This is a genomic window from uncultured Desulfovibrio sp., from assembly GCF_944324935.1.
Classification (GTDB): domain Bacteria; phylum Desulfobacterota; class Desulfovibrionia; order Desulfovibrionales; family Desulfovibrionaceae; genus Desulfovibrio.
The window spans coordinates 1-21,847 of the sequence record NZ_CALUYG010000045.1; the positions used below are offsets into that span (position 1 = coordinate 1).

At 63.7% G+C, this 21,847-nt stretch carries 24 protein-coding genes, 1 tRNA gene and 1 pseudogene; 19 read left to right on the forward strand and 7 right to left on the reverse strand.

What is annotated here, in order from left to right; all coding sequences use genetic code 11:
* Positions 1 to 2 precede the first annotated feature (2 nt).
* Positions 3 to 1,283, reverse strand: a complete 1,281-nt coding sequence (locus Q0J54_RS09955; protein WP_296305319.1) for an outer membrane homotrimeric porin — start codon at positions 1,281 to 1,283, stop codon at positions 3 to 5.
* Positions 1,284 to 1,392: 109 nt separating this feature from the next.
* Between Q0J54_RS09955 and nikA the strand changes: the two genes are divergently transcribed.
* From nikA to Q0J54_RS10005, 10 genes are all read left to right on the forward strand, one after another.
* Entirely contained in the window at positions 1,393 to 2,985 is a 1,593-nt protein-coding gene (gene nikA, locus Q0J54_RS09960; RefSeq protein ID WP_296305320.1) for a nickel ABC transporter substrate-binding protein, read from the forward strand.
* Positions 2,986 to 3,030: 45 nt separating this feature from the next.
* Positions 3,031 to 3,972, forward strand: coding sequence for a nickel/cobalt ABC transporter permease (gene opp1B, locus Q0J54_RS09965; RefSeq protein WP_296305321.1), 942 nt, complete (start codon positions 3,031 to 3,033; stop codon positions 3,970 to 3,972).
* Complete coding sequence (gene opp1C / locus Q0J54_RS09970; protein ID WP_296305322.1) at positions 3,969 to 4,805, forward strand: nickel/cobalt ABC transporter permease; 837 nt, start codon at positions 3,969 to 3,971, stop codon at positions 4,803 to 4,805. The genes opp1B and opp1C overlap by 4 nt, the downstream gene beginning before the upstream one ends.
* Positions 4,806 to 4,808: 3 nt before the next feature.
* On the forward strand, positions 4,809 to 5,627 hold the full coding sequence (locus Q0J54_RS09975; protein ID WP_296305323.1) for an ABC transporter ATP-binding protein: 819 nt from the start codon (positions 4,809 to 4,811) through the stop codon (positions 5,625 to 5,627).
* Positions 5,624 to 6,430, forward strand: coding sequence for a dipeptide/oligopeptide/nickel ABC transporter ATP-binding protein (locus tag Q0J54_RS09980; protein ID WP_296305324.1), 807 nt, complete (start codon positions 5,624 to 5,626; stop codon positions 6,428 to 6,430). The genes Q0J54_RS09975 and Q0J54_RS09980 overlap by 4 nt, the downstream gene beginning before the upstream one ends.
* Positions 6,431 to 6,449: 19 nt before the next feature.
* A complete protein-coding gene (locus Q0J54_RS09985; RefSeq protein ID WP_296305325.1) occupies positions 6,450 to 7,226 on the forward strand; it encodes a class I SAM-dependent methyltransferase in 777 nt (258 codons plus the stop codon).
* Positions 7,227 to 7,396: 170 nt separating this feature from the next.
* Positions 7,397 to 7,858, forward strand: a complete 462-nt coding sequence (locus tag Q0J54_RS09990) for a YgiW/YdeI family stress tolerance OB fold protein (RefSeq protein ID WP_296305326.1) — start codon at positions 7,397 to 7,399, stop codon at positions 7,856 to 7,858.
* Between the two features lie 53 nt (positions 7,859 to 7,911).
* Complete coding sequence (locus tag Q0J54_RS09995; protein WP_296305327.1) at positions 7,912 to 8,574, forward strand: response regulator; 663 nt, start codon at positions 7,912 to 7,914, stop codon at positions 8,572 to 8,574.
* Positions 8,571 to 10,097: an ATP-binding protein gene (locus Q0J54_RS10000; RefSeq protein ID WP_296305328.1), complete on the forward strand. Its 1,527-nt coding sequence runs from the start codon at positions 8,571 to 8,573 to the stop codon at positions 10,095 to 10,097. The genes Q0J54_RS09995 and Q0J54_RS10000 overlap by 4 nt, the downstream gene beginning before the upstream one ends.
* 107 nt (positions 10,098 to 10,204) lie before the next feature.
* Positions 10,205 to 10,447: a TIGR04076 family protein gene (locus tag Q0J54_RS10005; RefSeq protein ID WP_296305329.1), complete on the forward strand. Its 243-nt coding sequence runs from the start codon at positions 10,205 to 10,207 to the stop codon at positions 10,445 to 10,447.
* Positions 10,448 to 10,658: 211 nt separating this feature from the next.
* Here Q0J54_RS10005 and Q0J54_RS10010 read toward each other — a convergent pair whose 3' ends face one another.
* From Q0J54_RS10010 to Q0J54_RS10030, 6 genes are all read right to left on the reverse strand, one after another.
* On the reverse strand, positions 10,659 to 10,904 hold the full coding sequence (locus tag Q0J54_RS10010; protein ID WP_296305330.1) for a thioredoxin family protein: 246 nt from the start codon (positions 10,902 to 10,904) through the stop codon (positions 10,659 to 10,661).
* A gap of 65 nt (positions 10,905 to 10,969) precedes the next feature.
* Positions 10,970 to 12,115 carry a permease gene (locus tag Q0J54_RS10015; protein ID WP_296305331.1) on the reverse strand — a complete coding sequence of 382 codons (1,146 nt, stop codon included), beginning with the start codon at positions 12,113 to 12,115 and terminating at the stop codon, positions 10,970 to 10,972.
* A 133-nt stretch (positions 12,116 to 12,248) separates the two neighbouring features.
* Positions 12,249 to 12,587: a helix-turn-helix transcriptional regulator gene (locus Q0J54_RS10020; RefSeq protein WP_296305341.1), complete on the reverse strand. Its 339-nt coding sequence runs from the start codon at positions 12,585 to 12,587 to the stop codon at positions 12,249 to 12,251.
* A gap of 176 nt (positions 12,588 to 12,763) precedes the next feature.
* Positions 12,764 to 13,189 carry a hypothetical protein gene (locus Q0J54_RS10025; protein ID WP_296305332.1) on the reverse strand — a complete coding sequence of 142 codons (426 nt, stop codon included), beginning with the start codon at positions 13,187 to 13,189 and terminating at the stop codon, positions 12,764 to 12,766.
* Positions 13,153 to 13,620 carry an SWIM zinc finger family protein gene (locus Q0J54_RS12230; protein WP_367172240.1) on the reverse strand — a complete coding sequence of 156 codons (468 nt, stop codon included), beginning with the start codon at positions 13,618 to 13,620 and terminating at the stop codon, positions 13,153 to 13,155. The genes Q0J54_RS10025 and Q0J54_RS12230 overlap by 37 nt, the downstream gene beginning before the upstream one ends.
* Before the next feature lie 263 nt (positions 13,621 to 13,883).
* Positions 13,884 to 14,693: a phosphoribosylformylglycinamidine synthase subunit PurQ gene (locus tag Q0J54_RS10030; protein ID WP_296305333.1), complete on the reverse strand. Its 810-nt coding sequence runs from the start codon at positions 14,691 to 14,693 to the stop codon at positions 13,884 to 13,886.
* Between the two features lie 185 nt (positions 14,694 to 14,878).
* Between Q0J54_RS10030 and Q0J54_RS10035 the strand changes: the two genes are divergently transcribed.
* From Q0J54_RS10035 to Q0J54_RS10070, 9 genes and pseudogenes are all read left to right on the forward strand, one after another.
* Positions 14,879 to 16,522 carry a CTP synthase gene (locus tag Q0J54_RS10035; RefSeq protein ID WP_296305334.1) on the forward strand — a complete coding sequence of 548 codons (1,644 nt, stop codon included), beginning with the start codon at positions 14,879 to 14,881 and terminating at the stop codon, positions 16,520 to 16,522.
* A gap of 253 nt (positions 16,523 to 16,775) precedes the next feature.
* Positions 16,776 to 18,206: an RNA polymerase factor sigma-54 gene (gene rpoN, locus Q0J54_RS10040; protein WP_296305335.1), complete on the forward strand. Its 1,431-nt coding sequence runs from the start codon at positions 16,776 to 16,778 to the stop codon at positions 18,204 to 18,206.
* 18 nt (positions 18,207 to 18,224) lie between these two features.
* Positions 18,225 to 18,770: a ribosome-associated translation inhibitor RaiA gene (gene raiA, locus Q0J54_RS10045; RefSeq protein WP_296305336.1), complete on the forward strand. Its 546-nt coding sequence runs from the start codon at positions 18,225 to 18,227 to the stop codon at positions 18,768 to 18,770.
* Between the two features lie 53 nt (positions 18,771 to 18,823).
* Positions 18,824 to 19,735, forward strand: coding sequence for an RNase adapter RapZ (gene rapZ, locus Q0J54_RS10050; RefSeq protein WP_296305337.1), 912 nt, complete (start codon positions 18,824 to 18,826; stop codon positions 19,733 to 19,735).
* 59 nt (positions 19,736 to 19,794) lie between these two features.
* Positions 19,795 to 20,265 carry a PTS sugar transporter subunit IIA gene (locus Q0J54_RS10055; RefSeq protein WP_296305338.1) on the forward strand — a complete coding sequence of 157 codons (471 nt, stop codon included), beginning with the start codon at positions 19,795 to 19,797 and terminating at the stop codon, positions 20,263 to 20,265.
* Complete coding sequence (locus Q0J54_RS10060; protein ID WP_296305339.1) at positions 20,262 to 20,723, forward strand: PTS sugar transporter subunit IIB; 462 nt, start codon at positions 20,262 to 20,264, stop codon at positions 20,721 to 20,723. Before Q0J54_RS10055 ends, Q0J54_RS10060 begins: the two co-directional genes overlap by 4 nt.
* 90 nt (positions 20,724 to 20,813) lie before the next feature.
* Positions 20,814 to 20,888: pseudogene (locus Q0J54_RS12235) on the forward strand (hypothetical protein); the annotation flags it as partial.
* A gap of 137 nt (positions 20,889 to 21,025) precedes the next feature.
* Positions 21,026 to 21,403 (forward strand): hypothetical protein, encoded by a 378-nt coding sequence (locus Q0J54_RS10065; protein WP_296305340.1) that lies wholly within the window; start codon positions 21,026 to 21,028, stop codon positions 21,401 to 21,403.
* 81 nt (positions 21,404 to 21,484) lie between these two features.
* Positions 21,485 to 21,561, forward strand: a tRNA-Arg gene (locus Q0J54_RS10070).
* Positions 21,562 to 21,847 lie beyond the last annotated feature (286 nt).

The window sequence follows — 21,847 nt, forward strand, 5'->3', positions numbered from 1 at the left end:
GGTTACAAGACAACTGTGGAAAAAATGAGGGAAGACGGGGTCTTCTTTGTGTCAACTTTCGTTTGACAATCTGCCTCCATGAAACTCAGATCCCGGATGCGCGCCCCGATGCCCCAGGTTCCGGCCAGAGTGTAGCCCAGCACGGCGTCCCGGCCGATGGTCCAGGTGCCGAGCGTGCCGAAGCCGGAAAAGCCGCTGGTGCTTTCGTTATTGTAGTCAAAAGACGGCAGGCGCTCGGAACCGTTGCGGGGATTGCCGTCGTCGCCGCTGGAATACCAGCCGTAAATGCCCGGCGTGCCCCAGTCCAGCTTGTACTCTGCCAGCAGGGAAGCATACCAGCCGCTGCGGTTCAACGCCTGTACGCCACTGTCGAAGCTGCCGTAATTGGCGCTCCAGGCCAGACGGAAGGGATCAACCGCCGTGATGTCGCCGGTCAGTCCCGCCCAGAAGGCCGTGCCGTAGGCGTAGGTCGCATGCCGCCCCACCTTGTCATTGCGCAGGGCATACCAGGCCGGACTTATGCCCGTGCCGTATCCGCTGCCGTAATAATCATTTCCCGCGCGAAAGGCATTGTCGCCCACCATGCCCAGCATGGCCCAGGGCGTCAGGCGCAGTCCGTCAAAGGTCAGCGGCAGCACCAGGCCGAAAATATCCACATTGTCCAGGTAGTTGTCCGGCGCATAGCCCGTGCCGTCATCCGTCCAGTTGTCGTTGAAAGGGCGCGCCCAGAAGGCGGTCAGGCCCACGGTCTCATTGAACGGTACGGACACGCTGATTCCGGCCACGTCGGCATCGAGGACCTGTGAGGCTTCGGAGGCGTAATCCGGCAGAAAGATGCGTTGCAGGCCCATGCGGGTGCGGATGTCCGTGCCGGGGATCAGCCAGTCCAGGTAGGCGTGCTTGACCTTGGTGATGTTGCTGCCGTCCGTGCCCAGCGCGCCGCCTTTGCTGGCACGTCCCCAGGTAGCAGCTCCGATTTCAAAATAAATGGAGCCGGAAAGAGCCTCGGACGCCACGGCATCCAGTTGCAGGCGGACACGGGTCCTGGCCTCGAAGTCGTCCTCGCCCCAGCGGCCCCAGCCGGTCACGCTGTTGCCGCGCCGATCCTTTTTGACGAAGCTGCCGCCGTCGCCATATTCCAGCATGTTGATCCAGACGCCCCTGGCCGCGAACTCGACGGCAGCGGCCGGCTGGACGCCCCAGCCGACCAGTGCCGCCAGCAAAAAACATCTTGCGAGCGTGAGCAATTTTGGGTGAATCTTGTGCCGGCGCTCCTCTTGCATTCCCGACTCCTTTTGGGTAGCATGTTTTTATAAAACGTGTTACACGGCAACAGGTAGCACGTTTCTCAAAAAGTTGCTACAATTTTCAGCTGAGGCAAAGAGGGAACATATGCGGAGAAGGAACGGACTGTGGGCGCTGGCCGTCATGGTGATGCTGCTGGCGACCCTCGCGGGCTGCGGCAATGACGAGGAAAGCCGGAGCGCGGCCGGGGGGCGGAGCGAGCTCGTCTATGCCAGCACCAAGGATATCCGCGACATCAATCCCCATTTGTACGGTGGGGAAATGGCCGCGCAAGGGATGGTGTTCGAACCGCTGGTGATCAATACCGACACCGGGGTCAGCCCCTGGCTTGCCGAGAGCTGGGACATCTCCGACGACGGCAGGGTCTACACCTTCCACCTGCGGAAGGGCGTCAGATTCTCCGACGGGGAACCGTTCAACGCTGAAGCCGTCAAGATGAACATGGACGCCATCATGGCCAACCGCATCCGCCATGCGTGGCTGGACATGATCAATGAGATCGAGCGGAATGAGGTCGTCGATGAGCATACCTACCGGCTCATCCTCAAGCGCCCCTACTACCCGACCCTCATCGAACTGGGCCTGCTGCGGCCGTTCCGCTTCATCTCCCCCCGCTGCTTTGTGGACGGCCAGACCAGGAACGGCGTCTCGGGACTGGTCGGCACCGGGCCGTGGATCCTGGCGGAGCACAAGGACAACCAGTATGCCCTGTTCACCGCCAACCCGGATTACTGGGGCGAAAAACCCCGCGTACACGCCGTGCGCTGGAAGGTGATGCCGGATCATCAGTCCATCATCCTGGCCTTGCAAAAGGGAGAGATCGACCTCATCTTCGGCGCTGACGGCGATATGCTGAACCTCGACACCTTTGCGGCGCTGAAGCGGGAAGGCACGTTCCAGACGGCCATCAGCCGGCCTGTCGCCTCCCGCGCCATCCTCCTCAATGCGCATCAGCCCTTCACACGCGAGCGGGAGGTACGCCTTGCCCTGCAATACGCCGTGAACAAGCGCGGCATAGCCGAAGGCGTCCTGAACGATTCGGAGACCGTTGCCGATACGCTGATGGCGTCCAGCGTGCAATACTGCGACATCCCGCTGGAGAAACGCTCCTATGATCCGGCCAGAGCCGCCGCCCTGCTGGATGCCGCCGGCTGGAAACGGGAACGTGACGGGTGGCGCTACAAAAATGGCGAAAAAGCCGCCGTGCGCCTGTACTACAACGCCAATAACGCCCAGGAACGCACCATCAGCGAATATATACAGGCGGACTTGAAAAAGATCGGCGTGGAAATGAGGATCATCGGCGAGGAGAAACAGACGTTCCTTGACCGCCAGAAGACGGGAGACTTTGAATTGCAGTATTCCCTGTCATGGGGGACGCCCTATGACCCGCAGTCCTACCTTTCCTCATGGCGCATCCCCGCCCACGGGGATTATCAGGCGCAAACGGGGATGGAGCGCAAGGCCTGGCTGGATGAGGAGATCACGCGCCTGATGACCGAACCGGATGAGGCCAGACGCCGCGCCATGTATCGGGACATCCTGACGTACGTCCATGACGAGGGCGTCTATATCCCCCTCACCTATTCCCGGACGAAAGCCGTCTATGCCAGACGACTGAAGGGCGTGGAGTTCGGCCTTTCGCAATATGAGATCCCCTTTGAAAAAATGCACTTTTAATGCGCGGCTGCCGGAATCCCGGCAGCGCGCCAGGAAATGCCTGTCATGGGTATGCTGACATATGTCCTGAGCAGACTGGCCGGCCTCATCCCCGTACTGCTTGCGGTCTCTTTTGTCTCGTTTCTGCTCATCCAGCTCAGCCCCGGCGATCCCGCGGAAGTGGTCATCCGGGTGAATGCCCTCACGCCGACCCCGGAACTGCTGGCGGAGACCCGGACACAACTCGGACTCGACAAGCCGTTTCTCGCCCGCTATCTGCACTGGCTCACGCATGCTCTGCAAGGCGATCTGGGGACCCGTCATATCGACGGCAAACCCGTGGCCGAAGAAATGGCCAGGGCGCTCCCCCCCACCCTGCTGCTGGCGGGGACGGCCGCTGTCGTCATCCTGCTGTGCAGCATACCTGCGGCCCTGATCAGCGCCTTTTTCGAAGGGAGCCTGCCTGACGTCGTGCTGCGCACGCTCCTTTTCGTCAGCACCTCCTTCCCTACCTTCTGGGCGGGCCTGCTCCTGCTCTGGCTGTTCTCCGTCCACTGGGATCTCCTTCCCCTGAGCGGTCTGGAGGAGCCGCGCTCCCTCATCCTGCCGTCCATCACCCTGGCCCTGCCCTACATCTCGACATATACGCGCCTGTTGCGCGGCAGCCTCCTCGAGGCAAAGCAGCAGAACTTTGTCCTCTATGAAAAAACATGCGGCCTGCGTGTGACCACGATCCTGCGCCATATTTTTCGCAATTCCCTGCAGACAAGCCTTACCGGCCTTGGCATGAGCCTCCCCAGGCTCATTGCGGGCACGTTCGTCGTCGAGTGTCTTTTCGCCTGGCCCGGCCTGGGAAGATTGTGCGTATCCGCCATTTTCAACCGGGATCTCCCCGTCATCCAGGCCTATATTCTCCTTATGGGCATCCTGTTTGCCCTGTTCAAGGCCTTCATGGAAATATGCGCGGCCCTGGCGGACCCCAGGATGCGCGACAGGGGGAAAAAATGAGCGCATGGAAGGCCCTCAGGCAGGACAAGATAGCCCTCGTCTGCATGGTTTTTCTTCTGGTCGTCCTGGCGGGCGGCATTTTTGCGCCTCTCATCTCTCCTTACGATCCCCTGGCGATCGATACGAAAAACAAGCTCGCGACCTGCAGCGGCGCACACTGGCTGGGGACGGACCACCTGGGGAGAGATATTTTTTCCCGCCTGCTGTACGGGATCCGCATGACATTGGGCTTCTCCGTCCTGACGACAGGCGTGACGATCTCCCTGGGGACCGTCCTGGGAGTGCTTGCCGGCTTCCTACGGGGACGAGTGGAAAAGCTCCTGATGCGACTGTGTGACATTATGATATCCTTTCCCGGCGAAGTGCTGATACTTTCCCTCGTCGGCCTGCTCGGGCCATCGATACAGAACGTCATCCTGGCCTGCATCCTCGCCAAGTGGCCGTGGTACACGCGGATGATCCGAACGATAACCCAGAAATATGCCGGGGCGGGCTATATCGTTTATGCACACGTCGTCGGCTACGGCACGCCCTCCATCCTCCTTCGCCATGTGATCCCCAACGCGGCGGGCGAGATCATCGTACTGGCGACAGTGGATACGGGCGCCGTCATCCTGCTGATCTCCGCCCTGTCCTTTCTTGGCCTTGGAGTGCAACCCCCCGCTCCCGAATGGGGCGCCATGCTGGCCGAAGCCCGAAACGTCATGGTCCTGCATCCCTGGCAGATGCTGCCGCCCGGCATCGCCATCCTGTCCGTGGCGGCCGCATGCAATCTCCTGGGCGACAGCCTGCGGGACGCCCTGGACCCCCGACATCGTCCCGCAGCAGGATAACGGATGGACGCCCATCGTACAGACGAGCTGCTCCGCCTTGAACATGTGGTCATCACTGACAGGGATTCGGGAAACGTGCTGGCGGACGACGTGAGCCTCAGCCTGCGCCAGGGGCAGTGCCTGGGCATCGTCGGCGAAAGCGGCAGCGGCAAGACGCTCCTTTGTCGGGCGATCATGGGGCTGCTGCCTGCGTCGCTCCGGGCGGACGGGCATATTTTCCTTGAAGGGACGGACATGCTGCATGCGCCCGCCCCGCTCGTCCGGCGGGTGCGCGGCCTCGGCATCAGCGCCATCCTCCAGCAGGCCATGACGGCCTTTGACCCCCTGTACACCATCGGGGCGCAATTGCGGGAGATATTCCGGGAAAAGCTGTCGCTGACGCCCGGCCAGGCGGACATGGAGGCCGCGGCCGCCCTGCGCGGGGTCAATTTGCCGGAGAGCGTCTTGCAAAGCTACCCGCACCAGCTTTCCGGCGGCATGCTGCAACGCTGCATGATTGCGGTCAGTCTTGCGCTGAGATCACGGCTCGTCATCGCCGACGAGCCGACAACGGCACTGGATGCCCATAATCAGTATGCCGTCCTGGAACGTCTTGCCCGGATGCGGCGGCATGGCACAGCGCTCATCCTGGTCTCCCATGATCTGGGCGCGGTGCAGATGCTTGCCGACAGGGTGATGGTCCTGTGCAAGGGCATATGTGTGGAAGAAGGGAGCGCGGCGGACATCTTCCACGCTCCCCGGCACGACTATACCCGGCATCTCGTACGCACGCGCCTTGCGCTGACGCGCGCTTTTGAACGCCTTGTCGGGAGGCAGGCATGATGGCTGGCGACACCCCCTTCCTGTCCGTGCAAAACGTCTGGAAAAGCTACCCCGCCTGCCGAAGCCCGTGGCAGCGGACCGGTACGATGACGCCCGTGCTCAGGGGCGTCTGCTTCACGCTCGAAAAAGGCGGGACAGCGGGCCTGCTTGGCGAAAGCGGCAGCGGCAAAAGCACCCTTTCCCGGCTGATCCTGGGCGTGGAAAAGCCGGACGCCGGGGACATCCTCATTGAAGGACAGCCCGTCGACAGGTGGCGCAAGGCCCACCGGGGAAAGATCAGCGTCGTCTTTCAGGACCACACCTCATCCGTCGATCCGCGTCTTTCCGTGGAAGAAATCATCGCCGAAGGCATACGCGCCGTGCCCGGCCGGCGTGCCGGCCGCGCCGATGTCCTGGAGATGCTGGAGCGCGTCGAGCTCCCGGCGCGCCTGGCACGACGCCTTCCCCATGAGTTGAGCGGCGGCCAGGTGCAGCGCGTCTGCATCGCCAGGGCCCTGGCCTCCCGGCCGGAGCTCATCGTCTTCGACGAGGCCGTCAGCTCCCTGGACGTTTCCGTCCAGACGGAGATCGTCGATCTGCTCGAAAGAGTGAAAGGGGAGACCGGTTATCTGTTCATCACCCACGACATCCAGGTGGCCGCCATGCTATGCGACAAGATGCTCATCCTCCAGCACGGCATTATTGCGGAAGAGTTCGAAGTACGCACGATGGGGGAGATTGCCTCGCCCTGTCTGCAACGGATCCTGTCGTCGACCATCGTCTTTCAGTCGACGTTCCGGGATGACACCACGTGCAGCTTATGAGAAAAAAAAGGATACCCTGATGAAAAGCCATTGCGAACATTCTCCTGAGGCAAAATGCCCCGTGCGCCTGTCGGGGCGCATCCGCCGCTACTGGTCGCAGAGGGCTTCCGCCTTCAGCCAGGTACGCCGGCAGGAACTTCACAGCGACAAGGCCGACCGCTGGTGGTCGGAGATCGCCCCGTATCTGCCCGCCTCCGACGGCGGGAAGCCGCTGCGCGTGCTGGATGTGGGCACGGGCGCGGGCTTTCTGGCCATCCTGCTTGCCCGGCACGGCTGCGAGGCGACAGGCGTGGACAGCAGCGGCCCCATGCTGGACGAGGCACGCAGGCTGGCCCGGCAGGACGGACGGCATGTGACCTTTCTGCCCATGGACGCTCAGCGCCTGGACTTTGCCGACGGTTCCTTCGACTGCATCGTGGCCCGCAATGTCACCTGGACGCTGCTTGACCCGCATGCCGCCTACCGGGAATGGTGGCGCGTCCTGCGGCCGGGCGGCTGTCTGCTCAACTTTGACGCCGATTACGGCGCCGTCGATTTTACCGCACTGGGCGGGACGACGGGACAGGACGCCCATGCCGGCATGGCCCACGGCCTCCTGCGCGAAGGCGAGCGCATCCGGCAGGAGCTGCCGCTCAGCCGGGAGTGCCGTCCGCACTGGGACAAGGAAACGCTGGCGCGCATCGGTTTTGCCGGCTGCTCCTGCGACCGGGAACTCAGCGGACGGATCTTTGCCGTGCGGGACGAGTCGTTCAACCCCGTGCCCATGTTCGCCCTGCGGGCCGTCAAACCGAGCTGACCGGCAGTGTCGGGCGCAGGCCCGCGGCCTCGTCCGGCGGCCCCGTCCTGCGACGGAAAAAAATCTTTCTCCCCTGCCGGTCCTTAAGGTTTCCATAAGCTGCCTGTGGTGTTCTGGGTCTGCGGGCAGGGACGATCCCCCCGCGCAAACCAGAACATCGGAGGTATTCCATGAACAACCCGCTCACCACATTCGCCCGCCAGGCCCGTTCCGGCCGTCCGCTGCCCATGCTGCCGCTTGCCCTGCTGCTTGCCGCGGCCCTGCTGCTCGACTGTCAGCCCGTCCAGGCAAAGAAGGACAAGGCGGATCGCGAAACCTTCGCCGTTGCGCCCGCCCCTCGCCCGCTGGACACGGGCGGCTACACCACCACGGACGAGACCGTCCTCTCCGCCCGGGACGCCCTGACGCGCGGCGACGGTAGCTGGGTCATGCTCCGGGGCAACATCAGCCGCCGGGTGGGCGAGAAGGAATATGTGTTCACCGACGCCAGCGGCAGCGCCGACGTACGCATCGGCCAGAAGGCCTGGCAGGGCGCGCGGATCTCGGCTGAGGACACGGTGCTGCTTTACGGCAAGGTACGCCGCCACTGGGAGCACACCTTCATCGACATCCGGCGTGTCGTCCGGCAGTAGCCCGACCGGGGCGCGCCGTCACGCGGCGGCGCGCCCGAAGAAGGAGGCGGCGCATGCGCATCCTGCTTGTGGAAGATGATGCCCTCATCGGCAACGGCATCCGGGTCGGGCTGACACGCCTCGGCTTCGCCACGGACTGGTTCCAGGACGGACGGGAAGGGCTGGACGCGCCGGCCGCCGCCCCCTATGACGCGGTGGTGCTGGACCTTTCCCTTCCCGGCATGGACGGACTGGACATCCTGCGCCGCTGGCGGCAACAGGGACAGGACGTGCCGGTGCTCATCCTCACGGCCCGCGACGCGCTGAACCAGCGGCTGGCAGGCTTCCACGACGGCGCGGACGACTATCTTGCCAAGCCCTTTGCCCTGGAAGAGCTGGCCGCCCGCCTTCAGGCGCTGATCCGTCGCCGTCACGGGCAGACGGCCGCCTGCCTTGCGCACGGCGGCGTCAGTCTGGACACGGCCAGCCGCCGCCTCGTCCGCAACGGCGAGGAGATCGTCCTGCCGCCCCGGGCCCTTGCCCTGCTCGAATTGCTGCTGCTGCACCGGGGGCGGGCGCTGACCCGGCGGCAGATCGAGGAGCACCTCTATCCCTGGGGCGAGGAGATCAGCAGCAATGCCGTGGAAGTGCATATACACGCCATCCGCCGCAAGCTGGGCCGGGATTTCGTCAAAACGGTCCACGGCGTCGGCTATATGCTGGGAGATGAACCATGAAGCGTCTCGACCTGCACAACAGCAGCCTCCGCCTGCGCTTCGGTCTGCTGTCCGGCCTGCTCCTTTTGCTCGTCTGGGTCGTGATGCTGCTGATCTCCTTTTCCGTCCACCGCCGGAACCTGGATACCTTTTTCGACACCCAGCAGCTCCTCTACGCCCGGACGCTGCTCTCCATGCACGGCATCGCCCATCCGGTGGAGCCGCCCTCCCCTTCGCCAGACGGGACATCTCCGTCCTCCGGCCAGGCAGCCTCCGCCATCCCGCCGCCCGAGCTCCCCGCCGTCCTGCCCTCGCCGCGCGACGTCCTGCCCTTCGGCGGCAAGAAGGCCCGCGGCCGCCAGGACAAGAAGGCGCTCTCCTTCGCAGTCTACGACCGGGACGGCAATTGTCTGCTGCGCGATGGCGGGCCGGTCAGGCGTCTGACCGCCACGCCCCTGCGGCGGGGATTCGTCAACCGACCGACAGGCAAGAAGGACGCCGTACGGCGTGAGGTCTGGCTCAGCTCGCCGGACGGCGAACGGATCGTGGTGGTGGGGCAGGACATGACCTACCGGCGGGGCATGGCCCTCTCCCTGCTCTGGCGGCAGATGCTCCCCTGGCTGCTCTTCCTGCCCGTCTGCCTGCTGGGCCTTTTCTGGCTGCTGGGACGGGAGACCGCGCCCTTCCGCGAGCTGACCCGGCGCCTTGCCGACCGCTCCCCGCAGGACGCCACGCCGCTGGAGCTGTCACGCACGCCCGCCGAGCTGCGCCCGCTGGTGGACGCCCAGAATGCGCTTTTTGCGCGCATGGCGGCGCAACTCAGCCGAGAGCGCGCCTTCGTAGCCGATGCGGCCCATGAGCTGCGTACACCACTGGCCGGACTGCGCGTCCAGGCCGAGATCATTGCCCTGCTGGATGACGACGCGCCGGCCCGGCATGAGGCGGTGGCGTCCATGCTTCAGGCCATCGACCGTTGCGGCCGCCTTGCCGAGCAGCTTCTCGCCCTGTCCCGTCTCGAGGCGCTCGGTGACGGCTCCCCCGACAGCGACGACATGCCCCGCGAGTCCGTGGACTGGACGGCCCTGCTGGATGAGGCGCTGGACGGCCAGCGGGACAGATTGCGCGCAAAAGAGCTGACGCTCACCCGCTCCGCCTCTCCGCGACAGGCTCCCTGCACCGGCATTTTGCCTCTGCTGCGCCTGCTGCTGCGTAATGCGCTGGACAATGCCATCCGCTATGCCCCGCAGGGCGGCAGCATCCGCATCGACCTCGGCCCGCATGCCCTGAGCATCGCCAACAGCGGCCCCGCCCTGTCCCCGGAGCAGTTCGCCCGCGTGGGCGAGCGTTTTTTCCGTCCGCCGGGCCAGACGGAGCGGGGCTGCGGACTGGGCTGCTCCATCATGCGGCGCATAGCCCGTCTGCACGGCTTTTCGCTGCATTTCGGGCCGGATCCCGAGGCCTCCGCCCGCAGCGGCGCGCCGCGGGGCTTTGCCGTGCATCTCGACTTTTCGCCCGCCTCCTGCGAGGAGGACGCCGCCGTTTGACGCCGTTCGCCGACAGGTCTACTGTACCGCCAGCGACCCGGTCCCTGCCGTAGAGGACGGCAGGCGGCTGCCGCCCTTTTCTCCCCTCTTGCCGAAAGGAACGCCACATGGAAGAGATCAAGATCCGCCTCACGGTGCAGTCGTCCTCCTGTCCGCTCTACTCCGCCGGCGATGCCGTCGTCTTCGACGGACCGCTCATCGCCAAGGACGAAAGCGCCAACATCTGCATGATGGCCATGAGCGCCGTTTTCCCCTTTGTGTACGCGGCCCGCAAGGGCATCATCAATCACGGTCCCTTCCAATGCCCGGACTGCGCCGACAAGGTGGAATTCCGCATCGAACGGGCCTGACGGCAGGCGTGCTGACAGGTTTTCGCAGGCTGGCGAGCCTCTTTCCCGGTGTGGGCAAAGGTTCGCCCGCTTGCGTTCCCCCCGTGCCCACCCCGCGCGTCCCACAGGGCATATGAGTGGACAGGCCGTTCAGCGCCGCCTCCGCGCTGATCCCCCGACGGCACACGGACAGGGAAAACGGTTTGCCGCACACCGGGCACGAGCGACGGGACTACCTCTGTCCAGCCCCTGCAAGCCAGTCACGCACTTCTTCCCGCGTCGGCCCCCGGCCCGAACACATGACCCTGTCGTCCACCAGTACCGCGGGAGTGGCCATGACGCCCAGTTGCAGCATTTCCCGAAAATCCGTCACCTTTTCCACATCCGCTGTGCAGCCTGTTTCCTCGGCCACGGCCCGCACCAGCGCTTCCGTCTCATGGCAGCGGGCACATCCCGGGCCCAGAATCTTGATATTCATTGATCTTCTCCTTGTTCTTCCGTGTTCTTCCATACGCCGCCCGCGGCAGATGATGCCGCCCATCCTTACAACAGCCAGCCCTGTACCGCGTTGAGCAGCCAGCCCAGCAGGGAAAAGAGCACCAGCAGCGTCACCAGAAAAAGGGCCAGCAGCCGACCGCGCATGACCTGCCGCAGCATGAGCACTTCCGGCAGGCTGGCCGCCACGGCGCTCATGCAGAAGGCCAGCGTCGTGCCCACGGGCAGGCCCTTGAGCAGCAGGCCTTCCATGACGGGCACGATGCCCGTGACATTGGTGTACAGCGGGATACCCACGGCCACGGCGGCCGGAACAGACCACCACTGCCCCGCGCCCAGATGCTCGGCAAACCAGGCTTCCGGCACATAGCCGTGCAGGATGGCCCCCAGCCCCACCCCGATGATGACCCAGCGCCAGACGCGCCGGAAGATGGAGCACGTTTCCCCCCAGGCAAACAGATGGCGTTCGCGCAGGCCGATCTTCCGTTGCGCCGCCTCGGCGGGACGCTGCGCCGCCCCTGCGCCGATACTTTTCTTCAGGTACTCCTGCAACCAGCGTTCCGCCCGCAGCGCATCCATGATCCAGCCGCCGACAATGCCCGCGCCCAGCCCGGCCAGCACATAAATGAGCGTGAGTTTCCAGCCCAGCAGTCCCCAGAGCAGCACCACCGCGATCTCATTGATCAACGGCGAAGTGATGAGAAAGGCCAGCGTAATGCCCACCGGTATGCCCGATGTGGTGAAGCCCAGAAACAGCGGGATGCTGGAGCAGGAACAGAACGGCGTGATGGCCCCGAAGCCCGCGCCCAGCACATAGCCCAGCACGCGCCGCCGTCCGGCCAGGAAATCTCGTACCCGCTCCACATGCAGCCCGGCCCTCAGCCAGCCGATGACGTAGACCATGAGTACCAGCAACAGCAGGATCTTGGCCGTATCGTAGACGAAAAACTCCAGCGCCGCGGCGGCGGACGCATGGGCGCTCAGACCGGGGACGGCCCGGATCAGCAGGCCTGCCAGCGGCTCGATGGCCAGATAGCAACCCGTCCAGACGATCAGGGCCAGCAGCCCCGTGCCGAAATAGCGCAGCCGGTTTACCGGTTGCGGCCGTACCGGCGTCAGCTCGCGCAGCGGCGCGGCGGTATCCGACGGGCATGTCCTCCCCTTTGCCGACTGGCAGCCGCAGGAACCTTGCATGATTACCCCCCATATTTTTCTTATTGGCAAAAAAGACAAATATAAGCGGTCAAAAAATGCCTGCCACGACTGAGGCAGGCGGTCACCGACCGACATGGACAAGAACAGATAGCATTCACCGCCGGTCAGCCGGCTACGATGCCTGCTCCCCGTACCCCAGCAAGCCCGCCTTTTCGCGTATGCGTGCTGCGATGAACGTGCTGGTGCACTGCAGGAAGGTGTCCAGGCAGCTCAGGGCCAGTGTATAGTAAATGTTGGTGCCGTGCTTTTCGCTACGCACCACGCCCGCCTCTCGCAGCACTGCCAGATGGCGCGAGACGGTGGACATATCAGCCCCGGTGAGCGCCTGCAGGTCGCAGACGCATTTTTCCCCGCCGCGCAGCGCATCCACCATGAGCAGGCGGCTGGGATGTCCCAGCGCCTTGAAAATTTTTGCCTGCTCGGCAAGAAGATCCCTGTGCGGTCGTGCCATCAATTCTTTCATATTTGGCAAAATAGCCATGCTCTATCCTTCTGTCAACAACAAACTTGCCGGCGCTCCGCTGCCGCAGGAGGGCCGTTGCCTCAGTATCCATTACCGCGCCCGCTTTCGTCAGGAGCCTGCCGGGGCCATGTTGCCCAGCCAGGCAGATAAGGAAGCTCGGCCGCTCAGGCGTCCGCCGCACGCCGTATCTCTTCCAGAAATTCCTTGTAGGAAGCGACCCGGCTGGCCGCCAGCGTCAGGGTGCACAGACGCCGCGTATCGCCGATGCCCGCAAGGCTGGCTTCCACCTGCGGCGGCAGACTGCCAAGACGAGATTCCAGCAACGTACGCAGACCGAAGGTCAGGCCCTGTTCCAGTCCTTCCTCACGGCCCATGAGGACGCCCTGGCGGATATATTCATCCTTCCATTGCAATGCCCGCTCTGCCAGCATGGCTCGTACCTCCTGCAGATCGTTGACCTCGTTTTCCGCTGCCGTCATGCCTGTGCGCTGCAACACCACACGATAGAGCCAGACCGTGAAGGCCCGCTGCAGGCGCTGATAGCGAGGCCCGCTCAGGCGGCCCAGACCGACGTCCATGATGCCCAGCACCAGCGTTTCGACCTTGTCCAGCCCCTCAAGCTGGGCCCGCAGCTTCTTCGCCTGCGCGGCGGTCGAGGTCGCGGATTTTTTACCGGCCTTTTTGGCGGCGGCCTTCTGCGCCTCCGTACCGTCGCCGTCTCCATCCGCCGTTTCGGCAGCCTTGCCCCCCTCCGGGCCCGCTTTTTCAGGATATCCGGCGGGCTCTCCATTTCCGCAAAGGGCTTGCCCTCCAGTATCTCGAACAGCAGCGCCCGACAGTGCTTGCAGGGGAGCTGACGGCTGGGGCAGGTACAGCGCAGCACCGGGGTCGCCCCTTCCGAAAAATCCGCATGTGCCTTTTCCGTTGGGAGCGCTGTGCGTTTCACCCCATACGGCCTGGCATTTCGCGGAAAAAATATGAGGGGCCTTCTGGCCCAGGCCGGGCGACACTGTGCCGCCATCTCGCGTGCTGTCTTTTCCAAAGGCAAAAACGCCCATATATCTGCATGGCGCGCCCCATGTGCGGCACGCTCCCCGCGTCTCGCGCAAACCGCGGGACGCGGCCGCACGGTCGGAAAAGACGACACTGCATCTCCGCGCACACAAAACGAGCGGCCCGGGGACAGGCTGTCCCCGGGCCGCCAAGGCTGCGAAAAAATGCTTTCCCCGCCTGACGCGGGGGTGGCCGCCGCAGGCCGTCACGCCGGCTTTTCCGGCTGCGCCATCAGAGGCCGCGCAGATAGTTCACGGCATTGACGAAGAGCATGGTCCCGGGCGCGTCCACCTCGCCACGCGTCCAGGCCGGATGATTGGTGACGTGGTGGAAGGCTTCAGGATGCGGCATGAGGCCCAGCACCCGGCCGCTGGGATCGGTCAGTCCGGCGATGCCCAGCGGGGAGCCGTTGGGATTGAGGGGGTATTCCTGCGTGGGCTGCCCGGTGGCGGGGTCGGCATATTGCAGGGCGATGAGATTTTCGTCCTGAAGGCGCTGGAGCGTGGCCGCATCACGGGCCACGAGCTTGCCCTCGCCATGCCGTACCGGCATGACCAGCATGCCGAGGCCGCGCGTGAAGACGCAGGGGCTCTTTTCATTGGGCAGCAGGCTGACCCAGCGGTCCTCATAGCGGGCGGAATCGTTGTGGCTGAGCGAGACCTGTCGTTCGAAGCGCGCCCCGTCCAGCGCGGGCAGCACGCCCAGCTTGACCAGCAGCTGGAAGCCGTTGCAGATGCCGAGCACGAGCTTGCCGTCATCCAGGAAGCGGGTCAGGCTCTCGAGCAGGGGCGTGCCCGCCTCGTCCACGAGGTAGCGCCAGCGCAGGCTGGCCGTCTGCGCCGCGCCGAGGTCGTCACCGTCCAGGAAGCCGCCGGGAAAAATCAGGAAATGGTAGTCCTCCAGACGCACCCTGGCCGTCACGATATCCGAAAAATGCACCACATCCGCCCTGTCCGCCCCGGCAAGGCGCGCGGCATGCGCCGTTTCAAGGTGGGAATTGGTGCCGTAGCCCGTAATGACCAAGGTATTGACAGCGCCCATGCGGCCTAGCCTCCTCAAAGGGACATGTTTCCTGTGGTGAAAGGGAATTCACATTACGTTTTGTGTGCCGCATAGTCAATGCTAGCCAGCGTGCCGGACTTTGGTTATATGCTGTCAGGATGAACATGTGCGTGGGGCGCGCACCTGGGCCGGAGCAGCCCGCAGCCATTGCCCCGGAGGAGCTTATGAAAACGAAATACATCTTTGTGACGGGCGGTGTGCTTTCCTCGCTGGGCAAGGGTCTGGCGGCGGCCTCTCTGGGCGCGCTGCTCCAGACGCGCGGCCTGACCGTCACCATCCAGAAGCTTGATCCCTACATCAACGTGGACCCCGGCACCATGAACCCCTTCCAGCACGGCGAGGTCTTCGTGACCGACGACGGGGCCGAGACCGACCTCGACCTCGGCCACTACGAGCGCTACCTCAATGTGCCCATGTCCCGGAAGAACAACACCACGTCCGGGGCCATCTACAACAACGTCATCGCCAAGGAACGGCGCGGGGACTATCTGGGCGGCACCGTGCAGGTGATCCCCCACATCACCGACGAGATCAAGAGCAAGATCCTCTCCCTTGCCGAGGGGGATCAGGCGCCGGACGTGGCCATCATCGAGATCGGCGGCACGGTGGGCGACATCGAGGGCCTCCCCTTCCTTGAGGCCATCCGCCAGCTGCGGACGGAGCTCGGGCGGGACAACTGCCTCAACATCCATCTGACCCTCGTCCCCTACCTGAAGGCTGCGGGCGAACACAAGACCAAACCCACCCAGCACAGCGTCAAGGAGCTGCTCTCCATCGGCATCCAGCCCGACATCATCCTTTGCCGCTGCGAGCAGAGCATCCCCGCGGAGATGCGCCGCAAGATCGCCCTCTTCTGCAATGTGGATCAGGACGCCGTCTTCTGCTCGGTGGACGTGGACAACATCTATGAAGTGCCCCTGCGCTTCTATGAGGAGGGCTTCGACCAGAAAGTGGCCATCATGCTGCGCCTGCCCGCGCGCAACGCCAATCTGGAAAACTGGAAAAAGCTCGTCCATGACTGCGCCCATCCGCAGGGCAGGGTCACCATCGCCATCGTGGGCAAGTACGTCGATCTCAAGGAAGCCTACAAAAGCCTGCACGAGGCCCTCATCCACGCCGGCATAGCCAACCGGGTGGCCGTGGAGCTGCGCTACGTCAATTCCGAGAACGTGGACGCCGACAACGCCCGCGCCACGTTCGAGGGCTGCGACGGCATCCTCGTGCCCGGCGGCTTCGGCTACCGCGGCGTGGAAGGCAAGATCGAGGCCATCCGCTTCGTGCGGGAAAACGGCATCCCCTTCTTCGGCATCTGCCTCGGCATGCAGTGCGCCGTCATCGAATTCGCCCGCCACATGGCCGGGCTGGAAGACGCCAATTCCGAGGAATTCAACCCCCTCTCCGATCACAAGGTCATCTACCTGATGACCGAATGGTTCGACTTCCGCACCAAGCATCTGGAAAAGCGCGACACGGGCAGCGACAAGGGCGGCACCATGCGCCTCGGGGCCTATCCCTGCAAGATCCTGCCCGGCACCCATGCCGCCGCGGCCTACGGCAAGGACATGGTGGAGGAACGCCACCGCCACCGCTACGAATTCAACAACGCCTTCCGGGACATCCTCGCCCAGAAGGGCATGGTCTTCAGCGGGCTCGCCCCGGACGACTCGCTGGTGGAGATCGTGGAGCTGCCGGATCATCCGTGGTTCGTGGGCTGTCAGTTCCACCCCGAATTCAAGTCCCGTCCCATGCACGCGCATCCCCTCTTCCGGGACTTCATCGGCGCGGCCAAGAAGCGGGCCGCCGGCTAGAGCCTGTCGACACTGTTTGCTGTCTGCCTGGGGGGAAGGGAGCGGCCGCCTTTCGGTCGCTCCCTTCCCCCCAGGCCCCCCCATCCCTTCCCCGGCGCACTTTCACCGTTCGCCGGCCGCCACCGCCTGAGCGCGGGAGAAACGCCCCCCGTCTGCGCTCCGGCAGCACCATAGGGCTGTTGCAAGTTTTTCTGTCCTGTGGCATGGTATTTGTAACAAAAAATCAGGTTCTAAAAAGGGATACCGGCTCTCTATGGCATTGGAACTTCGTCAGCAGATCAAGCTTTCGCAGCAACTGCGCATGACGCCCCAACTGCAACAGGCCATCAAGCTGTTGCAGCTTTCCCGTGTGGAACTGCTGGAGACCGTCCAGCAGGAACTGATGGAAAATCCCTTTCTGGAAGAGAGCGAAAATATCCCGCTGACGGACGGTCAGGCCCCGGAGGAGACCCGTGCCTCCCGCGAGGAGGATGCCGCCTACGATGCGGATCTGTCCCGCAATGCCGACTGGGAGGACTACCTCGGCGAATTCGCCAGCACCCCCCGCCTCGTCCAGCCCCGGGAACATGAGCTCCCGGAAGAGCTCTCCCCGCTGGAAGCCCGCTACGCCGCCAAGCCCTCGCTGGAAAGCCACCTCATGTGGCAGTTGCGCCTTTCCACGCTGGATGACCGCCAGAAGGAGATCGGCGAGGCCATCATCGGCAATCTTTCCTCCTCCGGCTACCTTCGGGCCAGCGTGCAGGAGGTGACGGAGCTGACGGGCGCCACGCCGGAGGAAGTGGAGGCCGTGCTTGACCGCATCCATTTCTTCGACCCCGTGGGCGTCGCCGCCCGTGATGCCCGGGAATGCCTGCTCATCCAGCTGCGTAACCTGAACTATGACCGGGACCCCATCCTCAAGGAGCTGGTGGAATACCACCTGGAAGATCTGGAAGCCCATCGCTACAAGCCGCTTTTGCGCAAGTTCCGGCTGGATATGGACACCCTGGGCGAATATCTGGACATCATCCAGAGCCTCGACCCCCTGCCGGGCGCCAGCTTCGGCGGCGGCGAGCCCGCGTATGTGAGCCCGGACGTCTACGTCTACAAGGTAGGGGACGATTTCGTCATCCTCCTCAATGAAGACGGCCTGCCGCAGCTCCAGTTGTCCGAGCTTGCCCGGGAAGGCGTGGACTGCGACAGCAGCGCCGACAAGGAATACTGCGCCGACAAGATCCGCTCGGCCTCCTGGCTCATCAAGAGCCTGTACCAGCGCCAGCGCACCCTCTACAAGGTCATGGAAAGCATCGTGCGGCATCAGCGCCCCTTCTTCGAGCACGGCATCACTCACCTTGCGCCGCTCATCCTCAAGGATATCGCCGACGACATCGGCATGCACGAATCCACGGTCAGCCGCATCACCACCAACAAGTACGCCGCCACGCCGCACGGCATCTTCGAGCTGAAATTCTTTTTCAACAGCGGGCTGGAGCTGGATGACGGCAGCCAGGTCGGCTCCGAAAGCGTCAAGGCGCTCATCAAGAAATTCATTTCGGAAGAGGATCCGCGTTCCCCCCTCAGCGACGAGCGCCTCGGCGAGATGCTCAAGGAGCATCTCAAGGTCACCATAGCCCGACGCACCGTCGCCAAGTACCGCACGGCTCTGGACATCCCCTCGTCCTCAAAGCGCAGGGAACACTTCTAACCCACAACCGGAGGCCATATGAACATTTCCTTTGCCTTCAAGAACTTTGACGCGTCCGATCATCTCAAGAAGTATGCCCGCCGCCGCATGGAAAAGCTGGGGCGCTTCTTCGGCAAGTCCTCCGGGCTGGAAGTGGCCGTGGTGCTGACCGTGGACAAGTTCCGGCATCGCTGTGAAGTGACCGTTTCCGGCGAAGGGCTGCACATCAACGCCTCGGAGCAGACCTCCGACATGTATGCCGCCATCGACCTTGTGACGGACAAGGTGGAAGCCCAGATCAAGAAGCAGGTCTCCCGCGTCAAGGAACAGCGCCGCAAGGCTCGCAATGCGGATGTGGACGTCTTCACCTACAACCTCGAGGCGCAGGCCGAAGAAGAGGCCGCCACCGATGTGGTGGGCACGGATCGCTTCGCCCCCAAGCCGCTCCATCTGGATGAGGCGCTCATGCAGCTCGAGAATGTGGGCGGCGACTTCCTCGTCTTCATCAATGCCGAGACCGCGCGCGTCAATGTGGTCTATCGCCGGCGCAGCAGCGGATTTGCCCTCATCGACCCTGTCCTCTAACCGTCCGTGGGCCCCCGCAAGGGGGCCTTTTCCCCCCCGCAGCGAGCCTTCCCATGCATACGCCCTCCGCCGACGCCAGCACCGCGGCCTCCCGCGTCTCCCCCTCCGTCTGTATCGTCACCGGCCTTTCCGGTGCGGGCAAGAGCACGGCCCTCGGCGTGTTTGAAGATCTGGGCTATTTCACGGTGGACGGGCTGCCCGCCGCGCTGGCCCCGGACATGGCCGCCCTCATGGCGAGCCCCTCCATGAGCCGTTACAAAGGCATGGCGCTGGGCATGGACATCCGGCAGAGCGACTTCCTGGCGGACATCAATATGGCGCTGTCGCAGATGACCGGCGACGGCTACCGGCCCATACTGCTCTTTCTTGAGGCCGCACCGCATGAACTCATGCGCCGCTATGCCACCACACGCCGCCCCCATCCGCTGGAAAGGGAGGGTCTCGGCCTGGAAGAGGCCCTTGCCGTCGAGCGGGAGCGACTCGCTCCCCTGCGCGAGTCGGCGGATCTCGTGGTGGACACCACGCGCTTTTCCATCCACGACCTGCGGCGGGCCATCCAGAAACGCTGGCGCGCCAAGGAAAAACTGCGCTCCATCCGCGTCAACGTCCTCTCCTTCGGCTACAAGTACGGCGTCCCGAGGGAGGCGGACATGGTCTTCGACATGCGCTTTCTGCCCAACCCCTACTTTGAGGCCGCGCTCCGCCCCCTGTCCGGCAAGGACAAGGCCGTGGCGGACTATGTGCTGCACTCGCCGGGCGCACAGGAGTTTTTCCAGAAATTGCGGGATCTGCTGTTTTTCATGCTGCCGCTCATGGAATCCGAGGGCCGCTACCGCGTCAGCATCGCCATCGGCTGCACCGGCGGACGCCACCGCTCGGTCGCCGTGGCCGAAGAGCTGACGCAGGCCCTGCGGCAGGCCGATTATTCGGTCACGCTGGAGCACCGGCATCTTGAACTTGGCTGAAAAAGCTGGCAGGCTGAGGACAGACATTTTTCCCAACAGTCAGAAGGGCAAGGTGAATCATGGCAGACGAACAGAGCAGCCCCGCACAGGTCGGCATCATCGTGGTGGCCCATGCCGATTACGGCTCGGCCATGTTGCGTACGGCGGAATTCATCCTCGGGACCTTGAGCGACTGCACGTCCATCAGCGTGGATATCGCGCAGGAAGTGCCGGAAACCGTCAGACGGCTGGATGACGCCGCCCAGCGCCTCGACAAGGGGGCCGGCGTCATCATCCTGACCGACATGTTCGGCGGCACGCCCACCAACCTCGCACTTTCGCTGCTGGGCAACCACCATGTGGAGGTGGTGACGGGCGTCAACCTGCCCATGCTGCTCAAGGTTTTCAGCAGCCGCTCCAAGAGCCTCGAAGAGCTGGCCGAACTGGCCGGAGAGGCCGGGACGAAGGGCATCGTGGTGGCCGGCAAGATGCTGCGCAACAAGACCCGCGACAAGGCGGACAAGACGGACAAGGCAGGCGCTCAGGCATGACATGGTTTCGGGTGGACAACCGTCTGGTGCATGGACAGGTCATCGAAGGCTGGCTGCCCTATGTCGCCGCCCGCCATCTTGTGGTCGCCAATGACGCCATGGCGCAGGACGACCTGAGGCAACAGATCACCCTGCTCGCCATCCCGCAGAGTGTGGAAACGCATTTCGTCATGCTGGAAGCCCTCGCGGATACCCTGCGATCCTGCGACGATGACGCCCTGGTCCTGTTTGAGGACTGCAAGGACGCCCGGCAGGCCAGCGACGCCGGCGTCGCCATGAAAAGTCTGAATATCGGCAATCTCCACTATGGCCCCGGCAAAAAACAACTTCTGCCACATGTCGCTGTCTCGGAACAGGACAGCGAAGACCTGCGTACCCTGCTGGACCGCCGCGTCCAGCTGGATTTTCGCTGCGTACCGTCAGAGAAGGTGAGGGACTCCATTGAACAGCTTCTTTGATCTGGCGCAACAGGGCATCCCCTACGCTTTTTTTTTGTCCTGCTGGGACTCTTCCGGCATACGCTGACCTTCCGCCTCGTTGACCGGCCGCTGTTTGCGGCCATGCTCATGGGCGTGCTGACCGGCGACTGGCTGCTGGCCCTGCCGCTGGGCATCACGCTTGAGCTGCTCTGGCTGGATGTGGTGCCGCTGGGCAGCGTCGTCCCTCCCCAGGGGGTGCTGAGCTTCCTGCTCATGTTCCCTCTGGCCCGCCATTACGGCTGGTCCGCCCCGGGGCCCTGCTGCTGCCGCTGCTGCTTGCCGTGCTTGCCGCCTACGCCGCCGCCTTTGCCGAACGCAGCCAGCGGATCGTGCTCAACCGCATCATGCCGAGCGTGGAAAGCTTTTCCCGCACAGGGCGCGGCTGTCCGCCGGGCGGGGCCCTGCTGCTCGGCGCCGGGCTGCGCGCCTGCTGGCAATTCGCGCTCTACCTGCTTTGCTTTGCCCTGCTGGCCCTTGTCTTTGAAGGGCTGGACTCCCAGCGTCGCGGCCCGCTCCTGCGCACCATAAACTGGCCCATGATGTACGTCGCCGCCATGCTTGGCGCTGTGCTCTCGCTGCGCGTCCGTAAAGCCTACGGGGTGCTGCTCGCCAGCCTTTGTCTCGCTGCCGTCACGCTGATGCTTGAATACAGCCTCTGACCCGCGCCGCCGGTACGCCGTCATCCCTCCCCTTTCCTCTGCTTGACAGGGAAATGACATTCACCTAATATGTTACTCCGCGCGCTCGTAGCTCAGTTGGATAGAGCGATAGCCTCCTAAGCTGTAGGCCGCAGGTTCGATTCCTGCCGGGCGCACCACATATTTTCAGGCGCTTACTGACGCTCGGTAAGCGCCTTTTTGTTTGGACACATAGCCTTGGGCACATGTGCAATATCCGGCAGGGCTTCCACGGCAGCCCGTTTTTGTCCGTCCATCACGTTGTGAACAGTCACGCAACTTGAGAATTTCCGTCACGCAACCTGAGAACGTAGCTCGACATTTTTTCGTAGATGGCACAGTGATTGCTTAGAGAATGTCCGGCATGGTTTTTGATTTTTTAAAAGCGTGGCAAGCTCGTCTCATGAAACAGACAGACTTTCGTGA

Coding starts and splice junctions, on each gene's coding strand:
- Q0J54_RS09955 (WP_296305319.1), bottom strand. CDS start 1,283: ATGCAAGAGGAGCGCCGGCACAAGATTCACCCAAAATTGCTCACGCTC.
- nikA (WP_296305320.1), top strand. CDS start 1,393: ATGCGGAGAAGGAACGGACTGTGGGCGCTGGCCGTCATGGTGATGCTG.
- opp1B (WP_296305321.1), top strand. CDS start 3,031: ATGGGTATGCTGACATATGTCCTGAGCAGACTGGCCGGCCTCATCCCC.
- opp1C (WP_296305322.1), top strand. CDS start 3,969: ATGAGCGCATGGAAGGCCCTCAGGCAGGACAAGATAGCCCTCGTCTGC.
- Q0J54_RS09975 (WP_296305323.1), top strand. CDS start 4,809: ATGGACGCCCATCGTACAGACGAGCTGCTCCGCCTTGAACATGTGGTC.
- Q0J54_RS09980 (WP_296305324.1), top strand. CDS start 5,624: ATGATGGCTGGCGACACCCCCTTCCTGTCCGTGCAAAACGTCTGGAAA.
- Q0J54_RS09985 (WP_296305325.1), top strand. CDS start 6,450: ATGAAAAGCCATTGCGAACATTCTCCTGAGGCAAAATGCCCCGTGCGC.
- Q0J54_RS09990 (WP_296305326.1), top strand. CDS start 7,397: ATGAACAACCCGCTCACCACATTCGCCCGCCAGGCCCGTTCCGGCCGT.
- Q0J54_RS09995 (WP_296305327.1), top strand. CDS start 7,912: ATGCGCATCCTGCTTGTGGAAGATGATGCCCTCATCGGCAACGGCATC.
- Q0J54_RS10000 (WP_296305328.1), top strand. CDS start 8,571: ATGAAGCGTCTCGACCTGCACAACAGCAGCCTCCGCCTGCGCTTCGGT.
- Q0J54_RS10005 (WP_296305329.1), top strand. CDS start 10,205: ATGGAAGAGATCAAGATCCGCCTCACGGTGCAGTCGTCCTCCTGTCCG.
- Q0J54_RS10010 (WP_296305330.1), bottom strand. CDS start 10,904: ATGAATATCAAGATTCTGGGCCCGGGATGTGCCCGCTGCCATGAGACG.
- Q0J54_RS10015 (WP_296305331.1), bottom strand. CDS start 12,115: ATGCAAGGTTCCTGCGGCTGCCAGTCGGCAAAGGGGAGGACATGCCCG.
- Q0J54_RS10020 (WP_296305341.1), bottom strand. CDS start 12,587: ATGGCACGACCGCACAGGGATCTTCTTGCCGAGCAGGCAAAAATTTTC.
- Q0J54_RS12230 (WP_367172240.1), bottom strand. CDS start 13,620: ATGGCGGCACAGTGTCGCCCGGCCTGGGCCAGAAGGCCCCTCATATTT.
- Q0J54_RS10030 (WP_296305333.1), bottom strand. CDS start 14,693: ATGGGCGCTGTCAATACCTTGGTCATTACGGGCTACGGCACCAATTCC.
- Q0J54_RS10035 (WP_296305334.1), top strand. CDS start 14,879: ATGAAAACGAAATACATCTTTGTGACGGGCGGTGTGCTTTCCTCGCTG.
- rpoN (WP_296305335.1), top strand. CDS start 16,776: ATGGCATTGGAACTTCGTCAGCAGATCAAGCTTTCGCAGCAACTGCGC.
- raiA (WP_296305336.1), top strand. CDS start 18,225: ATGAACATTTCCTTTGCCTTCAAGAACTTTGACGCGTCCGATCATCTC.
- rapZ (WP_296305337.1), top strand. CDS start 18,824: ATGCATACGCCCTCCGCCGACGCCAGCACCGCGGCCTCCCGCGTCTCC.
- Q0J54_RS10055 (WP_296305338.1), top strand. CDS start 19,795: ATGGCAGACGAACAGAGCAGCCCCGCACAGGTCGGCATCATCGTGGTG.
- Q0J54_RS10060 (WP_296305339.1), top strand. CDS start 20,262: ATGACATGGTTTCGGGTGGACAACCGTCTGGTGCATGGACAGGTCATC.